The 20,138-nt window shown below is 32.8% G+C and carries 10 protein-coding genes; 7 read left to right on the top strand and 3 right to left on the bottom strand.

What is annotated here, in order from left to right; genetic code table 11:
- Positions 1–77: 77 nt before the first annotated feature.
- On the bottom strand, positions 78–959 hold the full coding sequence (locus tag B4E95_RS03015; RefSeq protein ID WP_291062747.1) for an AraC family transcriptional regulator: 882 nt from the start codon (positions 957–959) through the stop codon (positions 78–80).
- A gap of 78 nt (positions 960–1,037) precedes the next feature.
- On the opposite strand from B4E95_RS03015, the gene B4E95_RS03010 reads away from it, so the two are divergent.
- The gene (locus tag B4E95_RS03010; RefSeq protein ID WP_291089827.1) at positions 1,038–2,105 is read left to right on the top strand and encodes a patatin-like phospholipase family protein; all 1,068 of its coding nucleotides are present in this window, start codon (positions 1,038–1,040) and stop codon (positions 2,103–2,105) included.
- 40 nt (positions 2,106–2,145) lie between these two features.
- Here the strand turns inward: B4E95_RS03010 and B4E95_RS03005 are convergent, their stop codons facing one another.
- Complete coding sequence (locus B4E95_RS03005; protein ID WP_291074305.1) at positions 2,146–2,472, bottom strand: hypothetical protein; 327 nt, start codon at positions 2,470–2,472, stop codon at positions 2,146–2,148.
- A 139-nt stretch (positions 2,473–2,611) separates the two neighbouring features.
- On the opposite strand from B4E95_RS03005, the gene B4E95_RS03000 reads away from it, so the two are divergent.
- The 3 genes from B4E95_RS03000 (at position 2,612) to B4E95_RS02990 (ending at position 11,002) form a co-directional block, all read left to right on the top strand.
- Entirely contained in the window at positions 2,612–2,962 is a 351-nt protein-coding gene (locus B4E95_RS03000; protein WP_349680104.1) for a serine hydrolase domain-containing protein, read from the top strand.
- Positions 2,963–3,449: 487 nt separating this feature from the next.
- Entirely contained in the window at positions 3,450–8,657 is a 5,208-nt protein-coding gene (locus B4E95_RS02995; protein ID WP_291089824.1) for a translocation/assembly module TamB domain-containing protein, read from the top strand.
- Complete coding sequence (locus tag B4E95_RS02990) at positions 8,654–11,002, top strand: BamA/TamA family outer membrane protein (protein WP_291089820.1); 2,349 nt, start codon at positions 8,654–8,656, stop codon at positions 11,000–11,002. The genes B4E95_RS02995 and B4E95_RS02990 overlap by 4 nt, the downstream gene beginning before the upstream one ends.
- Before the next feature lie 72 nt (positions 11,003–11,074).
- Here B4E95_RS02990 and katG read toward each other — a convergent pair whose 3' ends face one another.
- Entirely contained in the window at positions 11,075–13,294 is a 2,220-nt protein-coding gene (gene katG, locus B4E95_RS02985) for a catalase/peroxidase HPI (protein WP_286474491.1), read from the bottom strand.
- A gap of 340 nt (positions 13,295–13,634) precedes the next feature.
- Here katG and B4E95_RS13120 point away from each other — a divergent pair, with 340 nt between their 5' ends.
- The 3 genes from B4E95_RS13120 (at position 13,635) to B4E95_RS02975 (ending at position 19,688) form a co-directional block, all read left to right on the top strand.
- The gene (locus tag B4E95_RS13120; protein ID WP_280061562.1) at positions 13,635–13,955 is read left to right on the top strand and encodes a DUF6660 family protein; all 321 of its coding nucleotides are present in this window, start codon (positions 13,635–13,637) and stop codon (positions 13,953–13,955) included.
- 125 nt (positions 13,956–14,080) lie between these two features.
- Positions 14,081–18,442 (top strand): CusA/CzcA family heavy metal efflux RND transporter, encoded by a 4,362-nt coding sequence (locus B4E95_RS02980; RefSeq protein ID WP_291077534.1) that lies wholly within the window; start codon positions 14,081–14,083, stop codon positions 18,440–18,442.
- A gap of 1 nt (position 18,443) precedes the next feature.
- A complete protein-coding gene (locus B4E95_RS02975; protein ID WP_291060143.1) occupies positions 18,444–19,688 on the top strand; it encodes an efflux RND transporter periplasmic adaptor subunit in 1,245 nt (414 codons plus the stop codon).
- The last annotated feature ends 450 nt before the right edge of the window (positions 19,689–20,138 follow it).

Here is a 20,138-nt window from a genome sequence, read left to right as displayed (position 1 = left end):
AAATAAAACCTGCTTTAATTAACGAAAATCCTGTAAAAGTGAGTTTTAATATTCCAGTAAACTACAATTTAAAGTAACTACGAATAATATTGTTTTCTGAATTGTTCTGGCGTAAACTCAGTGTATTTTTTGAAGAATTTCACAAAATATGATGCATCTTGAAAATTGAGTAAATACGCAATTTCTGTCACAGAAATTTCTTTGTTTACCAACAAACGTTTTGCTTCTAAAACAATGCGACTTCTTATTAATTCACCTGCCGAAGTAGCTAACACATCTTTGCAAAGTGCATTCAAATGATTAGGAGTAATGTACAACAATTCGGCATATTCTTTTGGTAATTTTTTGCTCTTGAAATTTTGCTCGATAAGCGTCTGAAAATTATCCAACAACACCGATTGATAATCGCTTGTTTTGATATTTACGCCTTCCAAACTTCGTTCAATATCAATAAATAAATTCATCAAATGGAAACCAATTTTTAAATTCGAGAATTGATTATTTTCTTGATTTTCATTTATCATTTCCTCAAAATAACTTGCAATTTTTTCTTGTAAATCTAGCGAAATTTCAACCACGTGATCTTTCACCAAAATAGATTGTAAAAATCTAAATTTCTGTAAAATGGAAGAATTAATCCCAATCCAATCAAAAAAATTATCAAAAAAATTCACGACAAAACCATCATATTTTTCCTTAAAATACCATTGGTGCACCTGTCCAGGTTTCATAAAATACATTGTCCCAGATTTCGCCTCAAACTTCTCAAAATCGATCAAATGTTCGCCACTACCTTCGGTAAAATAGACCAAATGGTAATAATTATGACTATGAACCTCCTGCAAATGCGGATTACTGTCAACATATCCTCTAAATCGATCAATGGAAAATAGTTCATTACTATTTTTTTCCGTGTTCAGATTACAGATATCATATGTAGGGAAAAGTTTTTTGGACATAATACAACGAATTACCAAGTGTAAAAATAAAGAATATTTGAAATGAAAAGTTTAACTTTAAACAAAAGAACATCAAAAATGGAATTTAAAGAAAAAAAAATTGTCTTACTTTCTTTGGATGGCGGCGGAATTAGAGGAATTATTTCATGTGTCATTTTAAAATATATCGAAGATAAATTAAAAGAAATTCATAACGAAAATGCTAAAATAGGCGATTATGTCGATTTTATTGCAGGTACAAGTACTGGTGCTTTAATCGCTTCTTTGTTATTATCTCCTTCTATCGAAAATCCAAAAAGAGCAAAACACTCGATTACAGATGCGTTGAATATTTATTTAGGCGAAGGAAAAAATATTTTCTCAAAAACATTCTGGACAATTCTCAATAATCCGTTGAGTGTGCTAAAAGATAATTTACCAACGCTTGTATTGGAGGAGCAATTAAAAATCGTTTTTGGAGAGACAGAATTAAAAGATTTGATTCGTCCTTGCGTGATAGTTTCTTATGATACTGAGCATCAAAAACCAAAAATTTTCAATTCGATTGATGGAATCTCTCCTTTCCGAAATTTTTATGTAAAAGATATTTGCCGTGCTTCATCAGCTGCGCCAACTTATTTTGAACCTGCAAAAATAAAATCATTCGCTGATCAAGAATTTAGTTGCATTGATGGTGGTGTTTTTGCAAACAATCCGACTTTTGTTGGTTTTATCGAAACGCAAAAAATAAATTTTAATAAATATTTCAAAGACGAATTAAAATATAATGGAACAGCACCTTTACAAGAATTTATTATCATTTCTCTCGGAAATGGTTCGCGTGCAAAATCATATAAACACGAACATTTAACAGGAATTTCAAAATCGAAATGGGTAGATCCTTTGGTAGACATTTTTATTTCGACTGGAGTTGATATGGTTGATCAGCAAATGAGAAGTATGTTCTCTTTATTGAAACCAAAATATCAACAAAATTATTATCGATTTAATCCTGAAATTCCAGAATCTGCATTGGATTTAGGAAATGTTTCCAACAGCAATATTAAAACATTATTGGATGTTGCCAATGATTATGTCGCAAAACACAAAGAACATTTGGATGAAGTCGTTCAAAAATTAATTTTCAATCAAGTTGAAATCTCATAAAAAAAGGCTTTGAGTAAAATTTCAAAGCCTCTTCTAATTTCTATTTATTTCGAACATAAACAAATATTTCTTGTTCTCTATTCAATCCTCTATTATCCACAATACTTTCTAAACACGCGTGACAATCTGTTACAATTCCCTCTCCATTGTAATTCGTGTAACTTCCATTCTCTAGCGCAACAACATGTGGTTTCAACAAATCTGCATTCAGTTTTTTGCGTTCTCCAATCAATGTGTACACATATTCACGTCCAGTTTCGTCAGTAAAATTATCCACTTTATAAATTTGATCCAATTCTCCTTCGTGATCAATTATAACAAATAAGTAGTCTTTGTGGCTATCTTTTTCAAAAAAAATTCTTCTCATAGCTTCAATTGTTTGACTCAAATTTAATAAAAGAATATTGGTTTTACCAATGAAAATTAAAAAGTTTTAAGAGAATTTTAAAATATTATCAATCTCAAAACAGATAATATTTTACTTTTACATCAACCAAAACACAAAAATGAAAACTCTTCTAAAAATCTTGACTTTAGGATTAATTTGCCTTATTTGTGAACCAATTTTCGCGCAAATAAACGCACAATTAAAACTCGACTTCGAAAAAATTATCCTTTCAAAACATTCATTTCCTTTTAATGGAGTTGAGATCGTTTCAAAAAATGGTAAAACGATTTATGAAAAAGTACACGGATTTAAGAATTTTGAAGAGAAAATTGCACTAAATAAATCAAATCAATTTGAAATTATGTCAAATTCCAAATTGTTTACGTCAGTTTTAATTTTGAAAGAAGTCGAAAAAGGCAAAATAAATTTGCAACAATCGATTAAAACATATTTACCAGAAATCACTTAATCGTGGGCAGATTCTGTTACTGTACATCAATTGCTTAATCATACACATGGAATCCAAGATATAACAAAACCTTTGTTGTTCAAACCTGGAACAGAGTTTAAATATGGAAATTATACGAATGTACTTTAAGGCAAAATCTTGACTAATGTTACCAATAAAACATTCCGAAAATTGGCAACAAATCTGTTCAAAGAAATTGGTTTGAAAGAAACTTTTGTGTATTCCGAAATCAAAAGTTAGTTTGATTGTATTGCAAAATATAATGCCAGATACTTAGGAAGATTATTATTTCTACGAAAAACAATTCAAAAATAGTTTACAGAAAAGCAATTTAAATGATTAAAATATGAGCAAACCATTTATAAAAACTACATTTTTGGTATTATCCTTGTAGAAAATTTGTATCTTAATTCCAATAAAACAAATAAAATCTAACCAATTGAAATTCAACTTAAAAAAAGTATTAAAATATTTTTCCATCACACTCTTGTCAATAATTCTATTGTTGACCATTGCAATTTTTAGTTTACAGTTACCTGCTGTACAAAATTTTGTAAAAAATAAATTAGTCAATTACCTCGAAAATAAAATACATACAAAAGTACAATTAGACCGTGTTTATGTCGATTTTCCAAATAGTTTGGTGATGGAAAATCTCTACTTACAAGGACAAGATGTTGACACGCTTTTATCGGTCAAAAAGTTTGATGTTGGTTTAGATATTTGGCAATTGACCAAAAGTAAAGCAGATATAAAATCTATTGATTTGAGTGGCGTTCATGCCAATGTTATACGTAAACCAGATGGGAAATTCAATTTCGATTATATTATCAATGCTTTTGTAACAGACGAAAAAGACGAAAGTCCTTCAAAGCCATTTATCATTTCGTTAGATAAAATAAAACTGAATGATATTAATGTTTCGTTCAATGATCAGCAAGCGGCAAATAACATCAAACTTCATCTAAATTCGTTTGATACGCGTGTCAAAAAATTCGATTTAGAACAAAATTCGTATGGAATTAGCGATATCAATTTAGACGGTTTAAAGCTAAAATTGAAACAAGATATTGTAAAAGAAGTTGCGAAAAAAGTAGAAGAAAAAGTAGATTCTTTGAATGATCAAAAGCCAATGAAAATTGAATTGAACGGATTTAATTTAACCAATTTTGATATCGATTATGGCGATGATATTTCTGGAATGTTTGCTAAAGTCAAATTCAAAGATTTCAAAACGCGTGTTAAAAAACTTGATTTACAACAAAATTCTTATGCGGTTGATGATATTTTAGTGAATGGTTTGTTGGTTGATTTTAATCAAAAAATGGTTAATAAAATCCAAGAAAATAATGTGGATAAAATTGACCCAAATGCAAAACAAACTCCATTGCAAATTGGGTTGAGTAAGATTAATTTGAATGATATCAAAGTTAATTATGGTGACGAAAATTCTAAGACTTTTGCCAAAATTAAGCTAAACGAATTCGAAACGAAAGTCAATAAACTTGATCTTGAAAATTCAATTTTCGACATCGAAAATATCTTATTGAAAGACGCTGATATCGAAGCAAATTTATTCCTTTCTTCGAACAATTCTACTTCCACTTCATCCACTTCTTCATCACCAATGAATTTGGTTTTGAACGAAACGAAATTAGATAATGTAAAAGTAAAATACAACAATACTGCAGAACGTCGAACGGCTCAAGGAATGGATTTTAATCATTTGGATTTTTCTAAATTAAATCTTGATTTGCGCGATTTCGAAATGAAAAATAACACATTTGCTGGACAAGTAAAAAGTGCTGAAATAAAAGAATCAAGAGGATTGAATATTCAGAAATTAACAACAGATTTCTTGTACGCAGATACACAAGCGTATCTGAAAAACCTTTATTTACAAACACCAAGAACCGTTCTTCGTGACGAAGTTATTTTGCGTTACAATACGATTAATGAGTTAACTTCTCATCCAGAAAATGTTTTGGTTAATGCGAATATCAAAAATTCAAAAATTGGTTTGGCAGATATTTTAAATCTTGCTCCAACGCTTAGAAATACGACGCCTTTCGACAAATATCCAAACGCCATTCTGAGTGTTAACACCAATGTAAAAGGAAAAGTAAACGATTTATTGATTAATAATCTCCAAGTTTCTGGTTTAGATGATTTGCAACTTTCGGCTTCTGGAAGAGTGAAAAATGCGATGAATCCAAAGAATTTATTTTATGATTTGAACATCAAAAACTTCTCAACATCTTCTAAAACGATATACAATTTAATTCCGAAAAATACTATTCCAACTAACATTAGAATTCCTTCAAAGCTTTCTGTCAAAGGAAAAGCGAAAGGAACAACCGAAATCATCAATACACAATTGGCTATCAATTCTACGTTGGGAAATGCGAAAATTGATGCAATTGTGGACATGCAAAAAAAGGATGCCGAGAAATATAATGTCAAAGCAGACCTACAAAATTTGGATATTGGAACGCTTATTAGCAACAAGGATTTAGGCAAAATAACAGGAAAAATTAATGCTATTGGAACAAGTTTCAACCCTGAAAAAATGGTTACAAAACTTTCAGGAACCGTTTCATCAGCTTATTACAATAAATATACTTATCAAAATATTACACTCGATGCAAAAGTGAATCATGGAGTATTTGATGTACATATTTTATCAAAAGATCCAAACGCGAATCTTAATTTGACGGCTTCTGGTGTGTACAAAAAGGATTTATCTGATGTAAAATTGAACGGAAATATTGTCAAATTAGATGTTCAAAAACTTGGTTTTTACAACGAACCGATGATTGTTGCAGGAGAAATTGATGCCAATTTCGCTGATTTAAATCCAGATTATTTAAATGGTTCTTTATATCTAAAAAACTTTGCATTATCCAATACAAAAGATATTTTTCCAATGCAAGAAGTAAGCTTGATTGCGACTTCAACTGCTGATTCAAATCAAATTAGTTTGACTTCACAATTGGCCGATTTGGATATGAAAGGAAAATTTAAATTGACACAAATTTTTGGTTCGATAACTTCAACAATTAACCAATATTATGAATTTCAGAAACCAAATAAAGACGAAAAAATAGAACCTCATCAATTCTTTACTTTGAATGCAAAAATTAAAGATGATGAGTTGATTCGAAGATTTGTTCCCGATTTGAAAAGCTTCGAAACCATAACACTTGACGCAACTTATAATGCCGATTCAAAACAAATCAATGTTGATGGAAAAATTCCGAATTTAACGTACGGAACAAATACGATTAACAATGGATTGATAAAACTATCCAACCAAGACGAATCCTTGTTGTATTCGTTGAATGTGGATGCATTAAAAAGTGAAAGTTTTCAATTACAAAAAATTGATTTGAATGGTGATATTACAAATAATGTGATCAATTATAACGTTTCGACAAAGGATGCGAAAGATGCAACACAATTTTTGGTGGCTGGAAATCTAAAAACGCTAAACGATATCACGGAAATTAGTCTTAATCCGAATGGATTGGTCTTAAACTACGATCAATGGCAAGTTGGTGAAGGAAATTTAATTCAGTTGAGAAAAGATGGAATTGTGGCGAATAATTTCAGTTTGATGAACAATGGAAGTCAAATTTTATTGCAATCTGAATCGGAAAAAGGAACAAGTCCGCTGAATATTACCATCAAAGATTTCAAAATTGAAACCATTGCAGAAATCATTAAAAAAGATGATTTACCTGCCGAAGGAATAATCAATGGAACAGCTCAAATTAGAGATTTAAACAAAGAAATGACCTTCAATGCTGATTTGACCGTTTCAGATTTAAAAGCTTTCGGAAATCCTATTGGAAATATTATAGCAAAAGTACAAAACACTTCTCCAACCATGATTAACGCTGATATTACCTTAGATGGAAACAGCAACAACATGAAGATTTTTGGAGATTATAATACCAAAGAAAGTGCGTTTGATTTAGCTTTAGATATCAATCGATTAGAAATGAAATCGGTGCAAGGATTTACAATGAATCGAATCAAAGATACAGAAGGTTATATTTCTGGAAATCTAAAAATCGTTGGAACAATGGATAAACCGAGCATTTTAGGTCAAGTCAAATTTAATCAAGTTGGTTTAACGATTGCTGAAACAGGAAGTAATTTCAGAAAAATTGATGACGCGATTGATTTCACGGACAAAGGAATTGAGTTCAATCGATTCAAAATTAATGACAACGATGGCAATTCATTAACGATAAGAGGAGAAATTTTAACGGAAACTTACCGTGACTTCGCCTTCAATTTAACAGCAAATGCACGAGATTTCAATGTGGTAAATTCAGAAAAATCGAACGATGCGATTATGTATGGAAAGTTAGCTGTCAATGCAAACTTAACGATAAAAGGTGATTTAGATTTACCTAAAGTAAACGGAATTTTAACCGTAACTGATGACACGAATTTTACATTTGTTTTACCTCAATCCTCGCCTTCTTTACAAGAGCGAGAAGGAATTGTCGAATTCATCGATCAAGATCAAGTGGCGCTTCAAGAAACAATTAAAACAGATGAATTAATAGCCGAATCTAAAATAAAAGGGTTAGATGTAAGTGTCAATATTGAAATTAGCAAAGAAGCCAAGACATCAATTATCATCGACAAAGCAAACGGAGATTTTGTAGAAATACAAGGTGAAGCCGAATTAACAGGCGGAATGGATCCTTCAGGAAAAATGACGTTGGTTGGCGTTTATCAAGTAGAAAAAGGTGCGTACGAACTTTCGGTGAGCTTGTTAAAACGTCGTTTTGATATTCAGAAAGGAAGTAGCATTACATGGACTGGTGAGCCAACTACAGCCAATTTAGACATTACGGCGATTTACAAAACAAAAGCCGCTCCTATTGATTTAATCGAACAACAAATTTCGGGCTATTCTTCTTCTGAAATGAACATGTACAAACAACGAATTCCGTTTAATACCGAGTTAATTTTGAAAGGTGAATTATTAAAACCTGATATTAAATTCAATATTTCAATGGATAAAGAGAATCCTTCCATTGCAACTGCGGTGATCGAAAATACACAATTGAAATTGGATCAGTTGAAAAATGATGAAGCCGAAATGAACAAGCAAGTATTTGCCTTGTTATTATTGAATCGTTTTATTGGCGAAAATCCATTCGAAAGTAAAACAAGTGTTTCTGCAGAAACAATGGCGCTACAAAGTGTAAGTAATATTTTGTCGCAACAATTGAATAATTTGGCGGATGATTTAATCCAAGGAATTGATATCGATTTGGGATTAGATACACAAGACGATTATTCTTCAGGATCTAAAAACACACGTACTGATCTGAATGTTGCCGTGAGCAAACGATTACTAAACGACCGATTGAAAGTTTCGGTTGGAAGTAATTTTGGATTAGATGGTGATGCACGAGAAAATGAAAACATGACTAATATTGCGGGTGATATCACAATTGATTATAGCTTATCTCGTGATGGTCGATACATGTTGAGAGCTTATCGAAAAGATGAATACCAAGTCGCATTACAAGGACAAATTGTAGAAACAGGTGTTGGATTTATCATCACATTAGATTACGATAAATTCAAAGAAATTTTCGAGAAAAGAAGAAAAAATAGAACGAACAGAGCAAATAGAAATACACAAAATCAAGAAGTGAAACCATGAAAAAATCAGTTTTAACCTATATCAAATTTATAACTTGTTCAATTTCTATTTTAGGTATTTCTTCTTGTAGCAATACACGTTTTCTGAAAGAAGGTGAAATGCTTTACACGGGCTCTAAATTAACAATAGAAGGCGACTCGTTAAGCAAAACCGACAAAGCTGAACTAAAAGATAATCTCGAAAAAAATATCATTCCAAAACCTAATTCAAGTTTTTTTGGACTTCGTCCGCGTTTGTACATTTACAACATCACCAGCGAACCTAAAAAGCAAAAAGGACTGAAATATTGGTTAAAATATAAAGTGGGTGAAAAACCTGTTTTATTGGGAGATGTAGACATCGAATTCAATAAAAAAATTCTGGTCAATTATTCAGAAAACAAAGGATTTTTCAATGCCAAAGCACAAGATGATACAATAAGTAAAAACAAAAAAGCGGAAGTACATTATGTTTTGCAACCGCGCAAACGTTATTACATCAACCAAGTTAATTTTCCAAAAGATACCACTTTAGCGGTCAACAAAGAAATTAAAAAAACACAAGCAAATACGTTACTGAAAGATAAGCAACCTTTCGATTTAGATGTGATCAAAGCTGAACGAGAACGAATAGATGCACGTCTGAAAGAAAATGGTTACTATTATTTTCATCCCGATAACATCATTGTACAAGCGGATAGTACGGTTACCAATAAGCAAGATGTCGAACTTTTTGTAAAGTTAAAAGATAAAACACCAGAACAAGCCAAACAACAATATAGCATTGACAAAGTAATTGTTTTCCCAGATTATAACATTCGAGACGCACGAAAAGGCATCTATAAAATGCCGATGAACAACGATTCCTTAGCAAAATACGAGCAAAATGGTTTTTACATGGTTGATCTAAAAAATAGTTTCAAACCAAAAGTTTTTGACCGTGTGTTATATTTTAAAACGGGAGAGATTTACAACCGAGCAGATCATAATTTAACCCTGAATCGATTAATTAATTTGGGTGTTTTCAAATTTGTGAAAAATGATTTCGTGATTTCTGATTCGGTTAACCATAAATTTGATGTGTATTATACCTTAACACCACGCGAATTTCAGTCGTTGAGATTAGAAGTTTTAGGACGAACAAACTCGGCGAATTATGGTGGTGGTGAGTTAAATCTCAATTGGACACATCGCAATATTTTCAAAGGGGCAGAACAGCTTAAAATGGCTTTATATGGAGCATTTGACATGCAATTGGGCGGACAAAAAGATGCGAATAATATTTTTAGAGCTGGTTTTAATACGCAACTTTCGATTCCAAGAATTGTCGCGCCTTTCAAATTTCATTCGTCAAGTGCGTTTGTACCGAGAACCAATATTGAGATTGGTTACGAATATCAAAACAGATCGAGATTATATACACTTCATAATTTCAATACTTCTTTTGGTTACGTTTGGAAAGAGAATGCGCAAAAAGAACACAATTTAAAAGTTTTTAGTGCGACTTTATTGTTTCCAGAAAAAGTAACAGATGAATATAACAGCAAGATTTACGATTCAATTGGAAATATCATCAACCCAAGTTTAAAACGTGTAGTGGACAAACAATTAATCTTTGGACCACAATATTCATACACGTATACAACCACGATGTTACCACGAAAAAGCACATTTTACTACCGTGGATCTGTCGATTTAGCGGGAAATTTAACTGGTTTGATTACAGGTGCAAATGTAAAAAAAGACAAGGAAAAAAAGATTTTCAAAATTCCATTTAGTCAATACGCAAAAATGGAACACGACTTCCGTTTTTATCATAAATTTTCAGATAAATCATCAATTGCCACACGATTTATTGGTGGCATCGCTTATCCGTACGGAAATTCAGAATTTGTTCCCTACTCGAAACAATTCTTTGTCGGAGGAAGCAACAGTATTCGCGCATTTAGAGCGCGAACATTAGGACCAGGAAGTTATGATCCACGTAACCAAAATGCAAATTTCTTTTATGATCAATCGGGTGATATTAAATTAGAAGTAAATGCAGAATTTAGACAAAAATTATTCAGTTTTCTTAACCTTGCCTTGTTTGTTGATGCTGGAAACATTTGGTTAATTAACGAAGATGAAACACGTCCAGGTGCTAAGTTTTCAAAAGAGTTTATGAATGAAATTGCAGTTGGAGCTGGTTTAGGACTACGTCTAGATTTTAATATCTTAATTTTAAGATTAGATTTAGCAACACCGCTTCGTGTCCCATATTATGAAAAAAATGATCGATGGACATTTGATAAGATTGATTTCGGAGATAAAGCATGGCGAAAAGATAATTTAATTTTGAATATTGCCATTGGATATCCGTTCTAAGCAAAGCGTAAAGCAAAAATAAAAAAAATGAGCGTCACAATGGACGCTCATTTTTTTTATTTAATCATATATTTATTTCAAATCAAAACGATCTGCATTCATCACTTTATTCCAAGCGGCAACGAAATCATGTACAAATTTATCTTGCGCATCAGCTTGTGCATAAACTTCTGCTACGGCACGTAATTCAGAATTTGAACCGAATACTAAATCCGCACGAGTTCCTGTCCATTTTGGTGCTCCAGTTTTACGATCAGATCCCATGTAGATTTCTTTCGTTTCATCTGTCGCTTTCCAAACAGTACCCATATCCAATAAATTCACAAAGAAATCATTTGTCAATTGACCTGGACGATCAGTGAAAATACCATGTTTCGAACCATCATAATTCGCATTCATCGCACGCATTCCACCAACTAAAACTGTCAATTCTGGAGCAGTCAACGTTAACAATTGTGCTTTATCAATCACCAATTCTTCTGTCGAAACAGATCTTCTTGTGTTTTTGCGGTAGTTTTTAACCCCATCTGCAATTGTTTCTAAGTACGCTACAGATTCAACCTCTGTTTCCTCTTGCGTTGCATCTCCACGACCTGCTGCAAACGGAACTGTAATTGTTTTTCCAGCATCTTTTGCTGCTTTTTCAATCGCTGCATTTCCTCCTAAGACAATTAAATCGGCAATCGAAACTTGTTTTGACGAATTCGCTGAATTAAATTCTTGTTGAATATTTTCTAAAGCTGTTAAGACTTTATTCAATTGAATTGGATTATTTGCTTCCCAATTTTTCATTGGTTCCAAACGAATACGCGCACCATTCGCTCCTCCACGTTTATCCGATCCACGGAAAGAAGAAGCCGAAGCCCAAGCTGTAGAAACCAATTCTGAAACAGATAATCCTGAAGCTAAAATTTTCGCTTTCAAATCAGCGATATCAGCCTCGTCAATTAATTCATGCGTAACAGCTGGAATTGGATCTTGCCAAGTGAATACTTCATTCGGTACATCTGCACCTAAATAACGAGAAAGTGGTCCCATATCACGGTGAGTTAACTTGAACCACGCTTTACGGAAAGCATCTTCAAATTCTTCTGGATGTTCCAAGAAACGACGTCCAATTTTTTCGTAAGCTGGATCCATGCGTAACGCAATATCCGAAGTCAACATCGTTGGTCTTAATTTTTTTGAAGCATCATGCGCATGTGGAATAATTTCGCCTACATCTTTTGCTACCCATTGATGAGCACCTGCAGGAGATTTTGTTAATTCCCATTCGAAACCAAATAAATAACTTAAAAATAAATTTGACCATTCTGTTGGTTTACTTGTCCAAGTTACTTCAATACCAGATGTAATTGTATCACCTGCATTTCCTGTTCCGTACGAGTTTTTCCAACCCAAACCTTGCATTTCCAAATCAGAAGCTTCAGGGTCTGGTCCTACATGATCAGCCGAAGCCGCACCATGTGTTTTTCCGAAAGTGTGACCACCGGCAATCAACGCCAATGTTTCTTCATCATTCATCGCCATACGCGCAAACGTATCACGAATATCGCGTGCAGAAGCCAAAGGGTCTGGATTACCATCTGGTCCTTCTGGATTCACGTAAATTAATCCCATTTGTACCGCAGCCAACGGATTTTCTAAATCGCGATCACCAGAATAACGGCTATTTGCACCACCACTCTCTTCTAACCATATTTTTTCAGAACCCCAATAAACATCCATATTTGGTTCCCAAACATCAGCACGACCACCAGCAAAACCTAACGTTTTGAATCCCATCGACTCTAATGCTACATTTCCTGTTAAGATAATTAAATCTGCCCACGAAATTTTATTACCATATTTTTGTTTGATAGGCCAAATTAAACGACGCGCTTTGTCCAACGAAACGTTGTCTGGCCATGAGTTAAGCGGCGCAAAACGTTGCTGTCCTTCACCTGCTCCACCACGACCATCTTGCACACGGTATGTACCCGCACTATGCCACGCCATACGAATGAAAAATGGACCATAATGCCCAAAATCTGCTGGCCACCAATCTTGAGAATCAGTCATCAAAGCTTTTAAATCAGCTTTAACAGCTTCTAAATCTAATTTTTTAAATTCTTCGGCGTAATTAAAATCTTCCCCCATTGGGTTCGATTTATTTGAATGTTGACGTAAAATATCAACTTTTAATTGATTTGGCCACCAATCTTGATTTTGTGTTCCTTCTCCTGCCACTGGTTTTGACATTGTACCATTGTGGAAAGGGCATTTTGAAATATCACCTCCTTGATTCTCCATGAATACTATTTTTTTATGTTTAATAATTTTTGTTTTGTAAATATCATAAATATAGTAATTTGTCTTATCAATTAAAAATCAAATTGTTTTATCAATCAATCAATTTATTTTATATAGAATGTAAATTAAATAGTTATTAATTATATTATAAAAATTGATTCGTTTATTTTTAATGAGTAAAGAGATTTCGAGAATCCTCTAGCTTTTAAGTTTATATCTGTATCAAGATAAAACTACATTTCACATAATATCAATGCATAGAAATTTTCAATCTTAACTTCAATATATCTTAACATCGTAAAATTATTATAGTCAAAAAAATGTTTATACATTTGTAACAATGAAATTTATAATTCTCATAATTGCATTATATGTTAATGTTCTATCATTTGTGCCATGTCAAGACACAAATACTAATAGAACGCAAGTTTCTATGGTGCATAGTGAGAAAGATAATTCAGATCATAAAGATCAATGTAGTCCTTTGTGCGTTTGTAATTGTTGTCAAATTACAATTTCATCAATGAAATTTACACGATTACTAAAAACTCCTAAAGTTTTTGAACCAAATACTTCCAAGAAAATACAATTCAAAAAGAATACAATTCAAAACCAATTGTATGCCGATATCTGGCAACCTCCTAAAATAAATATTGCTTAACGAGACGATTTCTTTTTTCGTCTACACATTGATTTCAATTGATATAAAATTGAAGTCAACACTTTTCTGTGCTCATTTATTTTGATAATAAGTGGGTAATGTTAATACAATTAATCAAATTATCTGTGTTAGATAAAATCATAAAATTTAGTATCCAAAACAAAATTGTTATTGGAATTATGACTGTATTGTGGATTATCTGGGGCGTATGGAGCGCAACAAAATTGCCAATAGATGCGGTACCCGATATTACCAACAATCAAGTCCAAATTATTACGGTCAGCCCTACTCTAGCTGGTCAAGAAGTAGAACAATTGGTCACTTTTCCAATTGAGCAAAGTATTGCGAATATTCCTGATATCGAAGAAACAAGAAGTATTTCTCGTTTTGGTTTATCTGTGATTACGGTAGTGTTTAAAGAAGATGTAGATATTTATTTTGCGCGTCAATTAGTCAACGAAAAATTAAAAGAAGCACAAGAAGACATTCCGCAAGGTGTTGGCATTCCCGAATTATCACCTGTGAGTACTGGTCTTGGAGAAGTCTATCAATATATTTTACATCCTAAAAAGGGAAGTGAGAAAAAATACAATTCAAAACAATTGCGCGAAATGCAAGATTGGATTGTTCGTAGACAATTAAACGGAACGCCTGGTGTTGCTGAGATCAATAGTTTCGGTGGAGAATTGAAGGAATACGAAGTTGCTTTAGATCCGAATAGATTGCGCGCAATGGGAATTAGTGTATCGGATATTTTTGATGCCTTAGAAAAAAATAATCAAAATACTGGAGGAGCTTACATCGATAAGAAGCCAAATGCTTACTTTATTCGAGGAATTGGAATGGTAACTTCTTTAGATGATGTAAAATTAATTCCTATAAAAAATGCGACGGGAACTGTTCCTATTTTTATAAAAGATGTAGCTGATGTAAGACTAGGACATGCCATACGATACGGAGCAATGACTTACAATGGTGAAGTAGATGCTGTTGGTGGTGTTGTGATGATGTTAAAAGGTGCGAATTCTAATGAAGTAGTTAATCTAATTAAAGAAAAAATACCAACAATTCAAAAATCGTTACCAGATGATATCGTCATCGAGCCTTTCCTTGATCGAACGAATTTAGTAAATCGTGCAATTAAAACAGTAGAAAAAAATCTGATCGAAGGTGCATTAATTGTCATTTTTGTATTGGTTATTTTTCTTGGTAATCTAAGAGCTGGTTTAATCGTTGCATCTGCCATTCCTCTATCCTTATTATTTGCATTAGGAATGATGAATGTTTTTGGTGTGAGTGCGAATTTAATGAGTTTAGGAGCTATTGATTTTGGATTGATAGTCGATGGAGCAGTTATTATTGTAGAAGCGACTTTACATCATCTAGGGCTTAGAAAATCAACGCATCGATTAACCCAAAAAGAAATGGATGAAGAGGTTTTTCTTTCAGCTTCAAAAATTAGAAATTCAGCCGCATTCGGGGAAATCATCATACTTATTGTCTACATTCCTATTCTTACTTTGGTTGGTGTAGAAGGAAAAATGTTTACACCAATGGCTAAAACAGTTGGCTTTGCAATTCTAGGCGCATTGATTCTTTCGTTAACGTACATCCCAATGATGAGTGCTTTATTTTTATCAAAAAAGCCTACTCTCAAAGCTTCTTTTTCAGATAAAATGATGGTGAAAATCCATAAAGTTTATGAACCATTATTAGAAAAAGCAATCCGAATCAAATATTGGTTAGTTGGTATTACTGTTGCAATTTTTGCAGTATCAATTATTCAATTCAGAAATATGGGTGGCGAATTTATTCCACAATTACAAGAAGGTGATTTTGCTTTTCACTGTATTTTACCACAAGGAAGTTCCTTAACCCAAAGTTTAGAAACATCCATGCAAGCTTCTCGAATTTTAAAAGAATTTGATGAAGTAAAAATGGTCGTTGGTAAAACAGGTTCCGCTGAGGTTCCTACAGATCCTATGCCTCCTGAAGCAACAGATATGATTGTGGTTCTAAAACCAAAGGACGAATGGAAACGTAACATTTCTTATGAAGAATTAGGTGATGAAATGATGGAAAAACTAGAGGTTATTCCTGGTGTTTTCTTTGAAAAAAATCAACCAATCCAAATGCGTTTTAATGAATTGATGACAGGAATTCGACAAGATGTAGCTGTCAAAATTTTTGGCGAAAATTTAGATTCTCTCTCTTATTATGCAGATAAAACCTCAAAAGCAATTCAATCTGTTGAAGGTGTTACAGCGCCACAAGTGGAACGCGTAAGTGGTTTGCCTCAGATTAATGTTGAATATGACCGAATCCGAATGGCAAATTATGGATTAAACATTCAAGATGTAAATGATATGTTGAGTACAGCATTTGCTGGAAAAACAGCTGGACAAGTTTTCGAGAATGAACGACGCTTTGATTTGGTTGTTCGATTGGATAGTGCGCATCGAAAAAGCATTGATGACATTAACAATTTAATGATTCCTACAAGTTCTGGTAATCAAATTCCGATCTCTCAGGTGGCAAATGTGAGTTATAAATTAGGCGCTTCACAAATTAGTCGCGAAGAAGGAAAACGAAGAATTGTAATTGGTTTCAACGTAAAAGATCGCGATGTACAATCGGTTGTAAAAGATATTCAGACAAAATTAGACAATGAACTCAAATTACCTTCTGGCTATTATTTCACCTATGGAGGGCAGTTCGAAAATCTGCAAGCAGCTAGTCAACGTTTGATGATTGCTGTACCAATCTCCTTATTATTAATTTTTATGTTATTGTATTTCACATTTCATTCATTCAAACAAGCAGCATTAATTTTCACAGCAATTCCAATGAGTGCAATCGGAGGTATTTTTGCATTAATTATTCGCGATATGCCATTTAGTATTAGTGCCGGAATTGGTTTTATTGCTTTGTTCGGAGTAGCTGTTTTAAACGGGATTGTTTTAATTGGAACATTCAATCAATTAGAAAAAGAAGGAGAAAAAAATATTCTAAAACGAATAATGGAAGGAACCAATATCCGATTACGACCAGTATTAATGACAGCAACAGTTGCATCGTTAGGATTTTTACCGATGGCAATTTCCACAGGCGCAGGTGCCGAGGTTCAAAAACCTTTAGCAACAGTTGTCATTGGAGGATTAATCACAGCTACTTTTTTAACCTTATTTGTATTACCAATGTTATATTTAATATTTAATTCAAAACTTCCGAAAATAAAATTGAATTCAAAAAATTCACTTCCATTCCTTGTCATCGGAATGTTTTTGATGGGACAATCTATTCAAGCGCAAACTCGTTCAATTAATATTCAAGAAGCTCAACAAATTGCAATTGAAAATAATCCATTAATCAAAGCAAATGAACGAAGTATTTCATCAAGTGAAGCTTTAAAAGGAACCGCAAATGAATTACCAAAATTAAATGTGGAAGCACAACTTGGGCAATATGCGAGTCCAAAATTTGATTATGGTTTATCTATTTCTCAAAGTATTCCATTTCCAACGATTTTTAAACACCGAAAGGCAGTGTTAGAATCAGAAGTGAATAACAAGAAGATACAAAAGGAAGTGACAACAAACGAATTGTTGAAACAAGTGAGAACCTATTTCTATCAGATCGAATATTTAGAATATAACCATGATCAACTCGAACAATTAAATAAACTTTATTTAGAATTTATTCGAATTGCTTCGGTTCGATTTAATGCAGGTGATATTAAGAAAATCGAAATTAATACAGCAGAAACACAACAAGGAGAAATCAATTTGTTGCTGAAACAAAACAAAGTGTATTTAGCAAATGCGTACAAAAATCTAAACGTATTATTGAATACCGAAGAGAATTTTACAATTACCAAAGAGACAAATTATATTCCATTAAAATTGAGTGGAATTTTAGACGGTTCTACAATTGATAATAATCCTACTCTCAAAGCTTTTTACCAACAGATGGAAATTACAGAACGAAACAAAGAAGTCGTAAAAGCCGAAGGTTTACCAGAATTTTCACTTGGTGTAAACAGTTTATCGATGATTGGAATGCACGAAAAAAATGGAGTACAAAGGTATTACAATGGCCTTGATCGTTTTACTTCTGTAAACCTTGGTGTTGCAATTCCATTAACGTTTGGTGCTACAAAGGCAAAAATCAAAGCTTTGGAATATGATAAACAAGCCATTCAAGAAACAGCCAATTTTCAAAAACAACAGTTAACGATTCAACTTGATAATTCAATTAATCAATATCAACAAGATTGGGAACAATATGAGTATTATGTAAACCAAGCCATTCCAAATGCAGAAAAAATTGTAAAAGCAGCTCAATTGGGTTATAAAACTGGTGAAATTTCGTATGTCGAATATCTTTTTGCCTTACAAACCGCAACGGATATTCAATTAAAATATCTTGAATCGATACAACAAGTCAATCAAACTGTTGTCAATATTAATTCTATCATCAATCAATAAAATGAAAAAAATAAAGATCATTATCTATAGCGTGTTAGCCATATTATTTCTAAGTAGTTGTACCAAAGAAACAAAAACGGAACAACCAATCGAGGAAAAAAAAGCTGAGCACGAAGAAGCGCCACAAACAGTTGCTACGCTAACAGAAGAACAAATGAAGGCTGTTGGTGTAAAACTGGGAACTATTGAAGTAAAGGAGCTAACGGCTATGATTAAAGCAAATGGACTTTTGAATGTTCCGAATAGCAATATGGCAAGTGTTGCATCTATGTTTGGTGGAGTAATACAAACATTGCCAATTCAGGAAGGTTCGTATGTCAAAAAAGGACAAGTAATTGCGACAATTTCAAACCCAGAATTTATTATTACACAAGAGCAATACTTAACTGTTTTGAGTCGAATTACCTATGCAGAGCAAGAATTTAGACGACAAAAAGAATTGTTTGATAACGATGCTGGTGCAAAAAAGAATCTTCAGAACTCTTCTGCCGAATTGAAAACATTACGTTCTCAAAAAGCATCTTTATCTCGTCAACTTCAAATGATGGGAATTAATCCTTCTAAAGTAACCAATGCAAATTTGAGAAATGGAATGGTAATTACAGCACCAATTAGTGGAACAGTAAGTAAAATTATTGCGCAAATAGGAAGTTATGTAGATGTCTCATCTCCCGTCGCTGAAATCATTGATAATAGTTCTATTCACTTAGATTTGCAAGTTTTCGAGAAAGATTTACCTAAAATGAAAGTTGGTCAAGTCATTCAATTTGAATTAACAAACAATCCAGGAAACAGTTACGAAGCAGTCGTGTACAGTATTGGTTCTTCTTTCGAAAATGAAAGTAAAACCATAGCAGTACATAGCAAAGTACGAGGAAATAAATCTGGATTGATAAATGGAATGAATATTACAGGAGCCGTAAGCTTAAGTAATTCCTCTACACCTGCTGTTCCCAATGAAGCAATTGTAGAAGCGGATGGTAAATTTTACATCTTTGTCAAAACAAACAAAAAAGTAGAAGAGCATACAGACGAAGAAAGTAAAGATCCGAACGAAAAGAACAAAGAACATAAAAATGAAAAATCGATAAACTTTGAAAAAATCGAAGTTGTAAAAGGTTCTTCAAATATGGGTTACACAGCTATTACAACCGTAAATGAAGTTGATCCAAACGCGCAAATTGTTGTAAAAGGATCCTTCTTTGTGAATGCTAAATTAAGTAATTCCGGAGATCACGGACATTAAAACAATTCAAATAAATTGAGGCATATGCACTCCCCTAACTAACTTCCACTAAAAAGTCCGATAAACAATATGTTTATTGGACTTTTTAATAGTTGTAATAAATAAATAAGTAACTATTTAATTCGTAATTCAAAAATCTCAAATACTTTTTAATAATTCGTTATCATCGTCTAATTCTTCGATACAACGTTTTAAAAACGTAACTCTGACTGACTATAATGAGAAACTGAAATAAATTCAGCTTAACGGTTCGTTATCATTTAAAAAAATATTTGAAATAAAGAATTTGAGATTAAGAGGAGGAGCCACGGTGTGGCTCAGGTGATACTTATTTCTTACTTTCATTTTTTTATTCATAGCTTATCTATTTTAATTATAGGTATTCATATGCCCTTCGGGGAACAGACTAAAAAGTAACCAAAAAGTCAAGGCCGTAAACCTCTCTACTAA

Source organism: Empedobacter sp. UBA7494 (genome assembly GCF_002478465.1).
Lineage (GTDB): Bacteria > Bacteroidota > Bacteroidia > Flavobacteriales > Weeksellaceae > Empedobacter > Empedobacter falsenii_B.
Note: the sequence above shows the minus strand (reverse complement) of the source record. Positions and strands in the feature narration are given on the sequence as shown.

What these genes read in the sequence shown, in the direction of transcription:
- B4E95_RS03010 (WP_291089827.1), top strand. Translation starts at nt 1,038, where the DNA reads ATGGAATTTAAAGAAAAAAAAATTGTCTTACTTTCTTTGGATGGCGGC.
- B4E95_RS13120 (WP_280061562.1), top strand. Translation starts at nt 13,635, where the DNA reads ATGAAATTTATAATTCTCATAATTGCATTATATGTTAATGTTCTATCA.
- B4E95_RS02975 (WP_291060143.1), top strand. Translation starts at nt 18,444, where the DNA reads ATGAAAAAAATAAAGATCATTATCTATAGCGTGTTAGCCATATTATTT.
- B4E95_RS03005 (WP_291074305.1), bottom strand. Translation starts at nt 2,472, where the DNA reads ATGAGAAGAATTTTTTTTGAAAAAGATAGCCACAAAGACTACTTATTT.
- B4E95_RS03000 (WP_349680104.1), top strand. Translation starts at nt 2,612, where the DNA reads ATGAAAACTCTTCTAAAAATCTTGACTTTAGGATTAATTTGCCTTATT.
- B4E95_RS03015 (WP_291062747.1), bottom strand. Translation starts at nt 959, where the DNA reads ATGTCCAAAAAACTTTTCCCTACATATGATATCTGTAATCTGAACACG.
- katG (WP_286474491.1), bottom strand. Translation starts at nt 13,294, where the DNA reads ATGGAGAATCAAGGAGGTGATATTTCAAAATGCCCTTTCCACAATGGT.
- B4E95_RS02990 (WP_291089820.1), top strand. Translation starts at nt 8,654, where the DNA reads ATGAAAAAATCAGTTTTAACCTATATCAAATTTATAACTTGTTCAATT.